Annotated in this window: 14 protein-coding genes and 1 tRNA gene; 10 read left to right on the forward strand and 5 right to left on the reverse strand. The window is 68.2% G+C overall.

The features are described 5' to 3' along the window. Positions 1-27: 27 nt before the first annotated feature. Positions 28-285 (forward strand): DUF3039 domain-containing protein, encoded by a 258-nt coding sequence (locus ABIE21_RS00725; RefSeq protein WP_188508800.1) that lies wholly within the window; start codon positions 28-30, stop codon positions 283-285. A 15-nt stretch (positions 286-300) separates the two neighbouring features. Here ABIE21_RS00725 and ABIE21_RS00730 read toward each other — a convergent pair whose 3' ends face one another. Continuing rightward, complete coding sequence (locus ABIE21_RS00730) at positions 301-1,599, reverse strand: nicotinate phosphoribosyltransferase (protein ID WP_354022871.1); 1,299 nt, start codon at positions 1,597-1,599, stop codon at positions 301-303. Between the two features lie 46 nt (positions 1,600-1,645). Here ABIE21_RS00730 and ABIE21_RS00735 point away from each other — a divergent pair, with 46 nt between their 5' ends. The 4 genes from ABIE21_RS00735 to rdgB are packed head-to-tail and all read left to right on the forward strand — an operon-like array spanning position 1,646 to position 5,301. Then, on the forward strand, positions 1,646-3,115 hold the full coding sequence (locus ABIE21_RS00735; RefSeq protein WP_354022872.1) for a cryptochrome/photolyase family protein: 1,470 nt from the start codon (positions 1,646-1,648) through the stop codon (positions 3,113-3,115). 10 nt (positions 3,116-3,125) lie between these two features. After that, positions 3,126-3,968, forward strand: a complete 843-nt coding sequence (murI, locus tag ABIE21_RS00740; protein WP_354022873.1) for a glutamate racemase — start codon at positions 3,126-3,128, stop codon at positions 3,966-3,968. A 26-nt stretch (positions 3,969-3,994) separates the two neighbouring features. Continuing rightward, complete coding sequence (rph, locus tag ABIE21_RS00745; protein ID WP_354022874.1) at positions 3,995-4,720, forward strand: ribonuclease PH; 726 nt, start codon at positions 3,995-3,997, stop codon at positions 4,718-4,720. Beyond that, positions 4,717-5,301: an RdgB/HAM1 family non-canonical purine NTP pyrophosphatase gene (gene rdgB / locus ABIE21_RS00750; RefSeq protein WP_354022875.1), complete on the forward strand. Its 585-nt coding sequence runs from the start codon at positions 4,717-4,719 to the stop codon at positions 5,299-5,301. Before rph ends, rdgB begins: the two co-directional genes overlap by 4 nt. Here the strand turns inward: rdgB and ABIE21_RS00755 are convergent. Further along, a complete protein-coding gene (locus tag ABIE21_RS00755) occupies positions 5,298-7,061 on the reverse strand; it encodes a hypothetical protein (RefSeq protein ID WP_354022876.1) in 1,764 nt (587 codons plus the stop codon). The two genes, rdgB and ABIE21_RS00755, sit on opposite strands and share 4 nt — an antisense overlap. 187 nt (positions 7,062-7,248) lie before the next feature. Here ABIE21_RS00755 and ABIE21_RS00760 point away from each other — a divergent pair, with 187 nt between their 5' ends. Genes ABIE21_RS00760 through ABIE21_RS00775 form a run of 4 tightly spaced genes read left to right on the forward strand, consistent with a single transcriptional unit; the run spans position 7,249 to position 10,719 of the window. Continuing rightward, entirely contained in the window at positions 7,249-8,178 is a 930-nt protein-coding gene (locus tag ABIE21_RS00760; RefSeq protein ID WP_354022877.1) for a cation diffusion facilitator family transporter, read from the forward strand. Between the two features lie 36 nt (positions 8,179-8,214). Further along, the gene (locus tag ABIE21_RS00765) at positions 8,215-9,456 is read left to right on the forward strand and encodes an Nramp family divalent metal transporter (protein ID WP_354022878.1); all 1,242 of its coding nucleotides are present in this window, start codon (positions 8,215-8,217) and stop codon (positions 9,454-9,456) included. Further along, a complete protein-coding gene (locus ABIE21_RS00770; protein WP_354022879.1) occupies positions 9,456-10,130 on the forward strand; it encodes a metal-dependent transcriptional regulator in 675 nt (224 codons plus the stop codon). The genes ABIE21_RS00765 and ABIE21_RS00770 overlap by 1 nt, the downstream gene beginning before the upstream one ends. A gap of 7 nt (positions 10,131-10,137) precedes the next feature. Further along, entirely contained in the window at positions 10,138-10,719 is a 582-nt protein-coding gene (locus ABIE21_RS00775) for a HEAT repeat domain-containing protein (protein WP_354022880.1), read from the forward strand. On the opposite strand, the gene ABIE21_RS00780 is transcribed toward ABIE21_RS00775, so the two are convergent. Continuing rightward, on the reverse strand, positions 10,716-11,471 hold the full coding sequence (locus ABIE21_RS00780) for a DedA family protein (protein WP_354022881.1): 756 nt from the start codon (positions 11,469-11,471) through the stop codon (positions 10,716-10,718). The genes ABIE21_RS00775 and ABIE21_RS00780 overlap by 4 nt on opposite strands. Before the next feature lie 259 nt (positions 11,472-11,730). Between ABIE21_RS00780 and ABIE21_RS00785 the strand changes: the two genes are divergently transcribed. Then, positions 11,731-12,210 carry a DUF1801 domain-containing protein gene (locus ABIE21_RS00785; protein ID WP_354022882.1) on the forward strand — a complete coding sequence of 160 codons (480 nt, stop codon included), beginning with the start codon at positions 11,731-11,733 and terminating at the stop codon, positions 12,208-12,210. Positions 12,211-12,384: 174 nt separating this feature from the next. Here ABIE21_RS00785 and ABIE21_RS00790 read toward each other — a convergent pair whose 3' ends face one another. Then, positions 12,385-12,714, reverse strand: a complete 330-nt coding sequence (locus ABIE21_RS00790; RefSeq protein WP_354022883.1) for a hypothetical protein — start codon at positions 12,712-12,714, stop codon at positions 12,385-12,387. 43 nt (positions 12,715-12,757) lie between these two features. Beyond that, positions 12,758-12,839, reverse strand: a tRNA-Leu gene (locus tag ABIE21_RS00795). Between the last annotated feature and the right edge of the window lie 26 nt (positions 12,840-12,865).

The following is a 12,865-nucleotide window of genomic DNA, read 5'->3' on the forward strand; positions in this document are numbered from 1 at the left end:
ACCTCGAAGCGAAACTACAATGAGCGCATGACTGACACCGAGCACACCGGCGGAGGAACCTCCACTCTCGATCGCGAACTCGAAGAGCTCCTCAACAGCGAGCAGGTCGAGGAGGGCGACCACGAGCGCTTCTCGCACTACGCGCCGAAGAACAAGATCATGGAGTCCGCCCTCACGGGCAAGCCCGTTCGTGCGCTCTGCGGGAAGCTGTGGACTCCGGGTCGGGACCCGCAGAAGTTTCCGGTCTGCCCCACGTGCAAAGAGATCTACGAGACGCTGAAGTAGGGCGCTCGAGGGGCTCTAGTTCGTGACGTAGACCGTCGGGATCGCCGGCTCGCCGCGTGCCAGGCGGAAGGCCTGGTCGGGCAGCTCGGCGATCGCCGCAGCCCTGTGCGTGCGGGCCACGCCGGTGCCGTGGGCGCCGAGGTAGTCGGCCACCGGTTCGCCGTCGACCATGAGCGGCACGAGCAACGGCCGTTCGTCGGCGTTCGGGGCCGGAGGCTCGCCGACGTAGATCGTCTCGGCGACGGCCACGCCGTCTTCGATCGTGCGCACCGGATGCTTTCGCCCGCCGACGCTGGCCTTCGCAGCGGACTTCTTCGCGACCGCGACCCACTCGCCGGCGGCGTCGCGGCGCGAGACGAGCTTGTAGACCATGGAGGCGGCCGGATGCCCCGAGCCGGTGACCACCGATGTGCCGACCCCGTACGAGTCGACCGGCGCCGCCCGTAGCGCGGCGATCGTGTACTCGTCGAGGTCGTTCGTGACGGTGATCTTCGTGTTCACCGCGCCGAGCGAATCGAGCTGGCGCCGAACGGCGGCGACCTGAGCGGGCAGGTCGCCCGAGTCGATGCGCACTGCGCCGAGGCCGGTGCCGGCGACGCGTACCGCCGTCTCCACCGCCTTCGGCACGTCGAAGGTGTCGACGAGCAGGGTGGTTCCGGAGCCGAGCGCCTCCACCTGCGAGCGGAACGCCTCCTCTTCGCTGTCGTGCAGCAGGGTGAAGGCGTGCGCGGCGGTCCCCATGGTCGGCACGCCCCACTGGCGGCCGGCCTCCAGGTTGCTCGTCGCGCCGAAGCCGGCGACGAAGGCGGCGCGCGCCGCGGCCACGGCCGAGCGCTCGCCCGTTCGGCGCGACCCCATCTCGGCGATCGGGCGGCCATCGGCGGCGGACACCATGCGCGCCGCGGCGCTCGCGATGGCGCTGTCGTAGTTGAGCACGCTGAGCGCCAGCGTCTCGAGGATCACCGCTTCGGCGAAGGTGCCGTCGACCACGAGGATGGGGGAGTTGGGGAAGTACACCTCGCCCTCCCGGTAGCCGGAGATGCTGCCGGTGAACCTGTAGTCGGCGAGCCAGTCGAGCGTGGTCGGGGTGACGACGGCGTGATCACGGAGCCAGTCGAGGTCGCCGTCGTCGAATCGGAAGTCGCGGATGAGGTCGAGCAGCCGCCCCGTGCCGGCGACGATCCCGTAGCGGCGGCCCTCGGGGAGCCTGCGCGCGAAGACCTCGAAGACGCATTCCCGGTCGTGGAGACCGCTGCGCATGGCCGCGTCGATCATGGTCAGTTCGTAGCGGTCGGTCAGCAGCGCGCTCGTCATGTCAACGAGCCTATCGAGGTCGGGGGTACCGCCTAGCGTGGGTGCCATGACGAAAGTGCGGTGGATCTTCGCCGGGCAGCTCGGCGAGCTCTTCGACGACGGCGGTCCGATGCTGCTCATCGAGGCGCGGTCGGTGCTCCGGCGCCGGCCGATCCATCGCGCCAAGGCACACCTGATCCTCTCCGCGATCCGTCATCGCGCCGCCGAGCTGGGAGACCGAGTCGAGTTCCACCAGGTCGACAGCTACTCCGAGGTGACACGGGGGCGAGACGACCTCGAGGTCATCGATCCGACGTCGTGGGCCGCCAGACGCGCGGTGCGCGCTCTGGGCGCGCGCATCCTGCCGAGCCGCGGCTTCGTCACCACCGAGGAGGAGTTCGCCGCGTGGGCGGCGGCCCGAGGCGACGGCAGGCTGCTGCTCGAGGACTTCTACCGCGACACGAGGATTCGCACCGGCCTGCTGATGGAGGGAGCCGCGCCGGTCGGCGGCCAGTGGAACTACGATCACGACAACCGGCGACCGCCGCCCAAGAACGCGTCCTCCCTCGGGCTGCCCGACCCGCGCTGGCCCGTCGAAGACGACATCGACGCCGGGGTGCGGGCTGACCTCGACCGCTGGCAGGCAGCGGGCGACATCCGCCTCGTCGGCGACGACGGCCCCCGCCGCTTCGCGGTGACCGGCACCGAGGCGGAGGCGGCGCTCGCCGACTTCGTCGAGACCCGTCTCGGCGACTTCGGCCCGTTCGAAGACGCCACACTCACCGGAGACTGGACGATGGCGCACTCCCTCCTCAGCGCGCCCATGAACCTCGGCCTGCTCGACCCCCGCCACGTCGTCGACACGGTCGCGGCCGAGTACGCGAACGGCAACGCGCCGCTGTCGAGCGTCGAGGGGTTCGTGAGACAGGTCGCGGGGTGGCGCGACTACGTCTGGCATCTCTACTGGCACCTCGGCGAGGGCTACCGCACCGGCCATAACGCGCTCGGCGCGACCGTCGACCTGCCGCGCGAGTTCGTCGAGCTGGATGCCGCGGCGATCGAGGCCAACTGCCTGAGACACTCCGTCGGCGGACTCCGCGAGCACGGCTGGGCACACCACATCCAGCGGCTCATGGTCATCGGCAACTGGGCGCTGCAGCGCGGCTACGATCCGGTGCAGCTCAACGACTGGTTCACCGACATGTTCGTCGACGGAACGCCCTGGGTGATGCCGGCCAACGTCATCGGCATGAGCCAGCACGCCGACGGCGGAATCGTGGCGACGAAGCCCTACGCCGCGGGAGGCGCCTACATCGACCGGATGACCGACTACTGCGGCGGGTGCCGCTTCAACCCGAAGGTGCGGCTCGGGCCCGACGCCTGCCCGTACACGGCGGGCTACTGGGCGTTCCTCGACCGCGCGGAGCCGGCCCTGCGGGGCAACCATCGCATGGCCCAGCCGCTCGCGGGCCTCCGCCGGCTCGCCGACCGGGAGGCGGTCGTGCAGCAGGAGAGGGAGCGCGACGGCTTCCACTAAACTCGGAGGCGTGACGGATGCGCCGATTGGAGTCTTCGACAGCGGGGTCGGCGGCCTCACTGTCGCGCGGGCCATCATCGACCAGATGCCGCGCGAGTCGATCACCTACGTGGGCGACACCGCGCATTCCCCCTACGGGCCGAAGCCGATCGCCGATGTGCGCCGCTACGCGCTCGAGGTGATGGACGACCTCGTCGCCGAGGGCGTCAAGCTGCTCGTGATCGCCTGCAACACCGCCTCGTCGGCGATGCTGCGCGACGCCCGGGAGCGGTTCACCGGCGGCTACGGCATTCCCGTCGTGGAGGTCATCCAGCCCGCGGTGCGGGCCGCGGTGCGTCAGACGCGCAACAAACGCATCGGCGTGATCGGCACCGTCGGCACGGTGCAGTCGCTCGCCTACGAGGACGCCTTCGCCGCGGCATCCGACCTCAAGATCTTCGCCGAGGCGTGCCCGCGGTTCGTCGAGTTCGTGGAGTCCGGTGTCACCAGCGGCCCCGAGCTGTTCGAGGTGGCCGAGCAGTATCTGGCCCCGCTCAAGGCCGCGGACATCGACACGCTCGTGCTGGGCTGCACCCACTACCCACTGCTCGCCGCCGCCATCCAATACATCATGGGGGAGGACGTCACGCTCGTCTCGAGCGCCGAGGAGACGGCGTACGACGTGTACCGGATGCTCGTGAAGCACGGTCTCGAACGCACGTCCCTCGAGTCGCCGGCCTACACGTTCGAGGCGACCGGCGGAAGCCAGCAGCAGTTCCTGAGCCTCGCGTCCCGCTTCCTCGGCCCGGAGGTCACCCGCGTCGACCTCGTCGAGACCGGCACGATCCACCTGCCCAAGCTCGTTTTGCCCTAAGCCCCGCTACCGAAAGCAGACACCCCATGACCCGTTCCGACGGCCGCACCGCAACCGATCTCCGCCCCGTCACTATCGAACGCGGGTGGAGCACGCAGGCCGAGGGCTCGGCGCTGATCTCCTTCGGCAACACCAAGGTGCTGTGCACGGCGTCGTTCACCAACGGGGTTCCGCGCTGGCTGAAGGGCAAGGGCACCGGCTGGGTCACGGCGGAGTACTCGATGCTTCCCCGTTCGACGAACGACCGCATGGACCGCGAGAGCGTCAAGGGCAAGATCGGCGGCCGCACCCACGAGATCTCCCGCCTGATCGGCCGCAGCCTGCGCGCTGTCGTCGACATGAAGGCGCTCGGTGAGAACACCATCGTGATCGACTGCGACGTGCTGCAGGCCGACGGCGGAACGCGCACCGCAGCGATCACCGGCGCCTACGTGGCGCTCGCCGACTCGCTCGAGTGGGGCCGTGACAAGGGCTTCATCGGCAAGAACTCCAAGCCGCTCATCGACAGCGTCGCCGCGGTCTCCGTGGGCATCGTGAAGGGCGAGCCGCTGCTCGACCTCGCCTACGTCGAAGACGTCAAAGCCGAGACCGACATGAACGTGGTCGTCACCGGCCGCGGGCTCTTCGTCGAGGTGCAGGGCACCGCGGAGGGAGCACCCTTCGACCGCGACGAGCTCAACGCGCTGCTCGACCTCGCCCTCGGCGGAACCGCCGACCTGACCGCGATGCAGGTCGCGTCGCTCGCGTCATGAGCCCCGTGCAGCTGGTTCTCGCCACCCACAACGCGCACAAGGTCGTCGAGCTCCGGCGCATCCTGGGCGACAAGCTCGACGGTATCGATCTCATCGGCTACGACGGTCCGGAGCCGGTGGAAGACGGGGACACCTTCGGGGCAAACGCGCTGATCAAGGCGCGGGCCGCCGCGAAGCACACGGGTCTCGCCGCGATCGCCGACGACTCCGGCATCTCGGTCGACGCGCTGGGCGGCGCCCCCGGCATCCACTCCGCCCGTTACGCGGGCAACCGCGACGACCGTGAGAACCTCGAGCTGCTGCTCGCGAACCTCGCGGGCATCACCGATCGTTCGGCGCAGTTCGACTGCGCGGCGGCCTTCGTCGTCGGCGACTTCGAGCACGTCGAGGACGGGGTCTGGCCTGGCTCAGTGCTGCTCGAGCCGGCGGGCGTCGGCGGTTTCGGCTACGACCCGGTGTTCCGTCCCGAGGGTCTCGAGGTGAGCGCAGCGCAGCTGACCGCCGACGAGAAGAACGCGATCAGCCACCGCGCTCGCGCGTTCGGGCAGATCATGCCCGTGGTGCGGCAGCGGCTGCTCTAGTAGTCGACGCCCGGCGTCTGGCCGAGCACAAACGAAGCGGTCCCACCCTCGCACCAGTCGGGCAGGCTCGCCTCGAGGTCCGCGTCATCGGTGTACACCGTCAGCGTCGACGACGGGTCGCGGAGGACCTGGCACAGATCGTTGGTGGAATCTGGGCGGTGGGCGTTGAACTGCCGAAAGGCGGAGTAGTCGCTGAAGGAGAACCGGCGGAGAGTCTCGTCGCCCTCGAGATGACCACCGAAGGCGTCGATCACCCAATAGTTGATCATCGCCTCGTCGGGCGAGTTCGAATGCCAGAGCAGAGCCAGCTCTTCGCGCTGCGACAACTTCAAAATCGTTTCGACGGCCTCATCGCCGGTGTTCCACACGTAGCCGCCGAGCATGCGGTCGATCGGTTGTCGCGTCTCGTATCCGATCGGTGTGGGGATGGGCGCGAGCGCGGCAATCGTTATCGCGATGGTGCTCGCGGCAACGACGGTCGACGCCGCGAACGCCGGCCGCCGGATCGCCGAGAGGAGGCCGATCGCTAGGGAGAGCACGATGGGCAGGAGCACGACGGTCGACAGCCACGCGAACTTCACGGGGTAGTAGGAGGTCCAGGGATTGAAGTGGTCCCGCGAGATAAACAGGAGTAGACCCACGCCTGCGTAGCATCCCAGCACTACCGCGACGAATCCGGCGAAGACCGGCAGGGAGGTCCGAGTGCGGAGCAGTGCGACGATCAGGACACCGCCGGCCGCGATGGGGGCGACGAGAAGCCAGGTCGGCGGGTACCCCATACCTCCCGCGTCGAACGAGGTGGCCTGCGCGGCGAAGGCGGGAAGTGTGAGCCTGGAAAGCACTATCGAGAAAACAGCCACGATGCCGAGCGGAACCGCATAATCGCGCGCCGGAAGTCGAAGCAGCCTGCGGCGGTCGCGGATAACGATGACGATCCCTAGAAAGGCCGGGATCAACAAAGCGGGCGTCCAGATCAAGAGCAGCAAGGTCGCGGCGGCGAGAAGAGACACGATCGAGACAAACGGCGATCGCTCCGCACCCAGATATAGCAGCCAGCAAGTCATGAGTATGGGGATGGCGAACGGCACGTTGAAGAACCCGAAATCAATTGGCAGTCCGCTGACGAGCCACGTGAGGGGGAGAAGGGAACCCGCGGCACTCGCGATTGCGACGATCCGTGGTCTGGTTGGCGGCGCACATGATGCCACAACGGCGCCCACGGCGACGCAGGCGGCGGCGATGACGAGGGTCCAAGCCCACCCGAATACGGCAATGTCGCTGCGCAGGAGATCATCGGCGGGCGTCACGAGACGTTCGATCGAGAGCGGAAGGGCGAGGATCCCCACGGGAAGTGGAACCGGGTTCTCCGCACCGCCCAGGAGAATTCCGTGGTCGGCGACGATCCTGCGTGCGTACAGGAGGTTGTTGGTCGTGTCGCCCTCCATGCTCCAGCTCAGCTTGGCGGCTCCCGGGAGGATGTGAGCGACCAGCCTGGAAGAAATCCAGACGATGGCTCCGAGCAGCGACGGCAACCACTGGGCGAGAGCCGCGGCCGAGGGGCGTTGCAGCGGGCGCGTGCTACGAACGAGTATGAAGACACCCGATGCCGTCGCGACGAACAGGACTGCGATCACGGCCAGGCCCACGGTAAAGCCGAGGAGCGGAGTCACTCCGAGTGTCAGGACCGACAGCAAGACGACCGATGTGCTGACCGCCGGCACTGCCAGAAACCGGCCCCAACGCGGGCCGACAACTGCCACCCAGACCGCCACACAGACGATCGCCAAAACGAGGATAAGTACACTCACCGGTGAAGACTAGTGGCGCGCGCTTTGTGTCTCATCGCCCCAGTTAGGGGCGGTTGTCATCGGCCTAGCGATAACGCCGATCATTCCTATCAGGAGCGCACCCCTAGTAGGGGTGGCAGGGCGCCCTTACTCTTGGATCGTGACGAGAGACGACCACGCCGGGCACGGCCACGACCACGCGGCGGGGGTGACCAACCGCACGCGGCTGGTTGTCGCCATCTGCATCGTCGCGGTCTTCCTCGTGGTCGAGGTCGTCGGCGCCGTGGTCTCCGGATCGCTCGCCCTGTTCGCAGACGCCGGGCACATGGCATCCGATCTTCTCGGCCTCGTCGTCGCGCTGATCGCGATCCTCATCGCGGCCCGCCCCGCCACCGACCGGCAGACCTACGGCTACCAGCGGGCCGAGGTCTTCGGCGCGCTGATCAACGGCCTCCTGCTCGCCGGCGTCGCCGTGTTCGTCGCCGTCGAAGGGGTGAGCCGCCTCGTCGACCCCGACGAAGCGCACGTGCTCAGCACGCCGATGCTCGTCGTCGCGGTCGTGGGGCTCGGCGCCAACGTGGCCTCCCTGCTGGTGTTGCGCGGCGGAACCGACTCGATCGGCATGCGGGGTGCCTACCTCGAGGTGCTCGGCGACATGATCGGCTCCATCACGGCGATCGTCGCCGCCGTCGTCATCCTCCTCACCGGGTTCGCCCAGGCCGACGCGATCGCGTCGCTCGTGATCGCCGGCCTGATCGTGCCGCGCGCCCTCTCGCTGCTGCGCGACGTCTTCCACGTGCTGAGCCAGGCCGTGCCGAAGAACATGGACGTCGAGACCATCCGCGAGCACATCCTCGGCACACCCGGCGTCGTCGACGTGCACGACGTGCACGTCTGGGCGATCACGTCGGGCGCGCCGGTGTTCTCGGCCCACGTGGTGGTCACCAAGGAGCTCTTCGCGAGCGGAGGCACCGGCGCTCTGCTCGACGAGCTCGGCGGCTGCCTCTCCGGGCATTTCGACGTGGAGCACTCGACGTTCCAGCTCGAACCCACCGAGCACGCCGAGCACGAGCAACAGCACCACCGCTGACTTTTCGGCTCACCGAAATTCGGATAGGGTTTCGGCATGCCGAAATCTCGCGTCCGCTCCGAGCGCTCGTCGTCCCGCACCACTCTTATGTTGCTCGGCCCGGCGTTCGTCGCCGCCATCGCCTACGTCGACCCGGGCAATGTCGCTGCGAACCTCACGGCGGGCGCCCGGTACGGGTATCTGCTGCTGTGGGTGCTGATTCTCGCGAACCTCATCGCGGTGATCGTGCAGTACCAGTCGGCGAAGGTGGGTCTCGTCACCGGCCGCAGCCTCGCAGAGCTGCTGGGGGAGCGGCTGCCGACCGCCCCGCGGCGGCTCTACTGGGGGCAGGCAGAGCTCGTCGCCGCGGCGACCGACATCGCCGAGGTCATCGGCGGCGCCATCGCGCTCAACCTGCTGTTCGGCGTGCCCCTGCTGCTCGGCGGGGTGATCGTCGGAGTCGCCTCGATGGTCTTGCTCGCCGTGCAGTCGCGTCGTGGACAGCGGCCGTTCGAGATCGTCATCGTCACCCTGCTCGGTGTCATCGTCGTCGGCTTCGTCTCCGGGCTGTTCGTGAGCGACCTCGACCCCGCCGCGATGCTGGCCGGAGTGGTGCCGCGGTTCGAGGGCGCCGACTCGGTGTTGCTCGCGTCGAGCATGCTCGGCGCCACCGTGATGCCGCACGTGATCTACCTGCACTCCGCACTCGCCCGCGACAGGCACGGAGTGACGGACGACCCCGGTCGCATCCGTATGCTGCTCAAGGCCACCCGCTGGGACGTCGGCGCCGCGCTCATCGTCGCAGGAGCCATCAACATCTCGATGCTGCTGCTCGCCGCATCGAGCCTGCGCGGAGTCGAGGGGACCGACTCGATCGAGGGGGCGCACGCCGCCATCGTCGCGAACCTCGGCCCTGCGATCGGCGTGATCTTCGCCATCGGCCTGCTCGCCTCCGGGCTCGCCTCGACGAGCGTCGGCACCTACGCCGGCGCCTCCATCATGGGCGGCCTGCTCAAGGTGCGCATCCCGCTGCTCGCTCGGCGTGTGGTCACCATGATCCCCGCACTGGTCGTGCTCGGCATCGGCTTCGACCCGACGCAGGCACTCGTGCTCAGCCAGGTGGTGCTGAGCTTCGGCATCCCCTTCGCTCTCATCCCGCTGGTGCGGTTCGCCAGCTCGAAGACGCTGATGGGCGAGTTCGCGAACCTCCCCTGGCTGCGCTGGGTGAGCTGGATCGCCACCGCCGCGATCGTCGCCATCAACGTCGTGCTCATCGTGCTCGTGATCGCGGGGATCTGATGCCGGCCTATCCGATCGCCGTCGAAGACTATGTGAAGGTCGTCTACGCCCACACCGAATGGCAGCCCGAGCCGATCACCACGTCGGTGCTCGCGGGTCGGCTGGGGCTGGCCGCGTCATCCGTCACCGAGATGGTGAAGAAGCTCGGCGCCCAGGGACTCGTCGACCACGTGCCATACGGGGCGGTGACGCTGACGGCGGATGGCACGGCCCTGGCCCTGCGGATGCTGCGACGACACCGGCTCATCGAGACGTGGCTGGTCCGGCACTTCGACTACGCCTGGGACGAGGTGCACGACGAGGCGGAGGTGCTCGAGCACGCGCTCAGCGACCGGCTGCTCGACAAGATCGACGACGAGCTGGGACGCCCGACGCGCGACCCGCACGGTGACCCGATCCCGAGCCGAGACGGCGTCGTCGACCAGCCGGCCGCCGTGCTGCTGCGCCTTGCGGCGGCAGGGGAGACCGTGTTCGTCGCCCGCATCAGCGACCGGGACCCGTTGCTGCTGCGCCGCCTCGAGGCGGAGGGTTTCACCATCGACTGTTCGCTCACCGTGGCGTCCGCCGAACCGTTCGCCGTCGCCCTCGGAGAACGGGAGGGCACTCTCGACCTGTCTCCCGACGCCCTGGACTCGATCTGGGTGAGCCGTGAGCGGCCCGGCCGCGTAAAGTAGCAGCGCTATGACTACACACACTCCGAAGAACCAGCCCAACGACGACACCCCCTCCGAGCGCATCGAGAAGGTCGTCGCCGAGCTGGGGGAGGACGAGGTGGTGGCCCGCGCCACCGCGCTCATCGCCGGGCTCAACGCCGGCGAGGAGTTTCTGCTCGCGGTCGGCGGCCGTCACGCCCAGGGCATCCTCGACGGAGCACCGCCGCTGTACTGGCCCGAGGTGTGGGGCGCCCGAACGTTCCTCTACGTGTGGAACGACTCCGCGATCCCCGCCGTGCTCGCTGGCCTGGGCAACCAGGCCTGGCGCGTTCGCGAGATGAGCGCGAAGGTCGTCGCCCGTCGCGAGCTGGCCTACCCGGCGGAGGTCGCGGCGCTCGCCGAAGACGAGGTCGCCCGGGTTCGCGCCCAGGCCGCACGCGCGCTCGGCGAGATCGGCACCGCCGACGAGATCGACGTTCTGCGTGCGCTGCTCAAGGACCCGGAGATCGAAGTGCGTCGCGAGGCCGGCGGGGCGCTCAAGAAACTGCGCGCCAAGCTGCCCGCCGAGCCGCAGAAGCCGGCCGGAGAAGAAGCGCCGGCCGAGAGCTAGTTCTTCGGGTCGTTGCTCTTGTCCTGATCGAACAGGGCCTGGTCGAGCACCAGCTCGGAGGTGTCCGTCGCGCTCGCGGCAGCGCGGTTCTTGCGCGCCTTACGCACCGACTGGATGTAGTGGTAGACGGTCGGCACGATCGCGATGAACACGGCGCCGAGCAGGATCACGTCGATGTAGTGAGTGACGAAGTCGGCGACGGGCGGGATGTAGCCGAGCAGGAATCCGGCGAACGTGAGCCCGGCGCCCCAGATGAGCGCGCCGATGAGGTTGTAGAGCGAGTACTTCTTGTAGTTCATGTGGCCGACGCCCGCGGCGACCGGGGCGAAGGTGCGCACGATGGGCACGAAGCGGGCCACGATCACTGCCATGCCGCCGAAGCGCTCGAAGAACGAGTTGGTGCGACGCACGTTCTCCATCGAGAACAGGCCGGTCTCCTTGCGTTCGAAGACGCGCGGGCCGAGCTTGTGGCCGATCAGGTAGCCGACCTCGCCGCCGAGGAAGGCCGCGAACCCGATCGCGAGGCACACCCAGTAGATGGGTATCTCGATGCCGGAACCGCCGACGACCATGGTGCCGGTGAAGGTGAGGAGCCCGGTGATGACGAGCAGCGTGTCGCCTGGGAGGAGGAAGCCGACGAGCAGTCCGGTCTCGGCGAACACGATGAAGCAGACACCGAGGAGCGCGAAGGCGCCGAATCCCTCGATCAGGTTTGCCGGATCGAGGAACGGAATGAGAGCGGTGGAAAACACGGACAAATCTCCAGTCGTCGGTTGCCGTTGAGGTCAATCGGCGGCGGCTACGGTTTCAACGCTCTCAGGCTACCGGCTGGCGGGCTCGCACTGGCTGAGAAAATGACGTTTTCGGCAGAGATCATCCCGCGGTATGACACGACGCGGCCCCAGTTCGGGGCGCATCGCGGGCGAGCAGGATCCGAGAAGCGCGACGCGCTGCCGGGTCGTAGTCTGGGGCGCAATCACGACTACGACCGACAAGAGGGAGCACCACGCGATGAGCGACACGCGAACCACGAGCGGAACCGGCGACCGGACGAAGGCCGAGGGCGGGTTCTCCGCGGAAGAGCGTGCCGCGATGAAGGCACGATCGGCCGAGCTGAAGGCAGAGGCCAAGCGCGGGAAGGCGGCCGACAAGGAAGCCGCCGACGAGGCATCCGTTCTGGCGAAGATCGCTGAGATGGCCGAGCCCGACCGCGCGATGGCCGAGCGGTTGATGGCCATAGTGGCGGATGTCGCTCCCGGCCTCTTGCCGAAGCTCTACTACGGCCAGCCGGGGTGGGCGAAGGCGGGCAAGGTCGTCGTTTTCTTCCGCAGCGGCCTCGGCGACAAGGAGCGCTACTCGACGCTGGGCTTCAGCGGCGCGGCGCAGCTCGACGACGACGGCGGGCTGTGGCCGACGTCGTATGCGCTCGACCACCTGACCGACGATGGAGCCGACACGATCGCGAAACTGGTCGTGCGAGCGGCGGGCTGACTGCGGTCTGGCTGCTTCCGCGACCGCGGTTACAAGGCGGAGTATCCCGTACCGAACAACGCCGCCGTGAAGAATTCTGCGGCAAGCCACACGAGCGACGGGGCGAGTCCCAAGACGACGGCCCATATCGCCAGAGCCCGCCCTCGCCCACCGCGGCGGCTACGGCGCGATGCACTACCGGGGCGCGTCGAATCCGGTGACGCCTATCGGCTCTATGTCGCCGCATCGGTCGAGGACGTCGTCGCGACCCGCCTCCCTCATACTCGCGAGAGGCACCATGCCCCCGGCGAGTTCGACCGCGTCTCCGAGCCGAAATCTGTACGCACCGATGCTCAGTGTCGTGCCGTCCCACGCGCTGGAATGGCTGGGCATCAGCAACGGGACCCCGTCGAGCGTCAGGCATTCGCCGCTTACTGTCAGCGTGCCCGAGAGAGCGGCGGCGTTGCCGATCACGCCTCCCTCGGGAGTCACCGTCTGCTCGAACGTCCGGGCAACACCCTTCACTCCGCGTTCGTTATGCGAGTCAGAGTAACGGACCGGTAGGAAGTGCGGGAGAAGGGACTTGAACCCTCACGCCTTTCGGCACAGGTACCTAAAACCTGCGTGTATACCAATTTCACCACTCCCGCGAGCGGTTACAAGTGTAATGGGCGGG

This window comes from Conyzicola nivalis, from assembly GCF_040548875.1.
In the GTDB taxonomy this organism is placed as follows: Bacteria; Actinomycetota; Actinomycetes; order Actinomycetales; family Microbacteriaceae; genus Conyzicola; species Conyzicola nivalis_A.

What these genes read in the sequence shown, in the direction of transcription:
- rph (WP_354022874.1), top strand. Translation starts at nt 3,995, where the DNA reads ATGACCCGTTCCGACGGCCGCACCGCAACCGATCTCCGCCCCGTCACT.
- ABIE21_RS00735 (WP_354022872.1), top strand. Translation starts at nt 1,646, where the DNA reads ATGACGAAAGTGCGGTGGATCTTCGCCGGGCAGCTCGGCGAGCTCTTC.
- ABIE21_RS00775 (WP_354022880.1), top strand. Translation starts at nt 10,138, where the DNA reads ATGACTACACACACTCCGAAGAACCAGCCCAACGACGACACCCCCTCC.
- ABIE21_RS00770 (WP_354022879.1), top strand. Translation starts at nt 9,456, where the DNA reads ATGCCGGCCTATCCGATCGCCGTCGAAGACTATGTGAAGGTCGTCTAC.
- ABIE21_RS00730 (WP_354022871.1), bottom strand. Translation starts at nt 1,599, where the DNA reads ATGACGAGCGCGCTGCTGACCGACCGCTACGAACTGACCATGATCGAC.
- ABIE21_RS00785 (WP_354022882.1), top strand. Translation starts at nt 11,731, where the DNA reads ATGAGCGACACGCGAACCACGAGCGGAACCGGCGACCGGACGAAGGCC.
- ABIE21_RS00765 (WP_354022878.1), top strand. Translation starts at nt 8,215, where the DNA reads ATGCCGAAATCTCGCGTCCGCTCCGAGCGCTCGTCGTCCCGCACCACT.
- ABIE21_RS00725 (WP_188508800.1), top strand. Translation starts at nt 28, where the DNA reads ATGACTGACACCGAGCACACCGGCGGAGGAACCTCCACTCTCGATCGC.
- rdgB (WP_354022875.1), top strand. Translation starts at nt 4,717, where the DNA reads ATGAGCCCCGTGCAGCTGGTTCTCGCCACCCACAACGCGCACAAGGTC.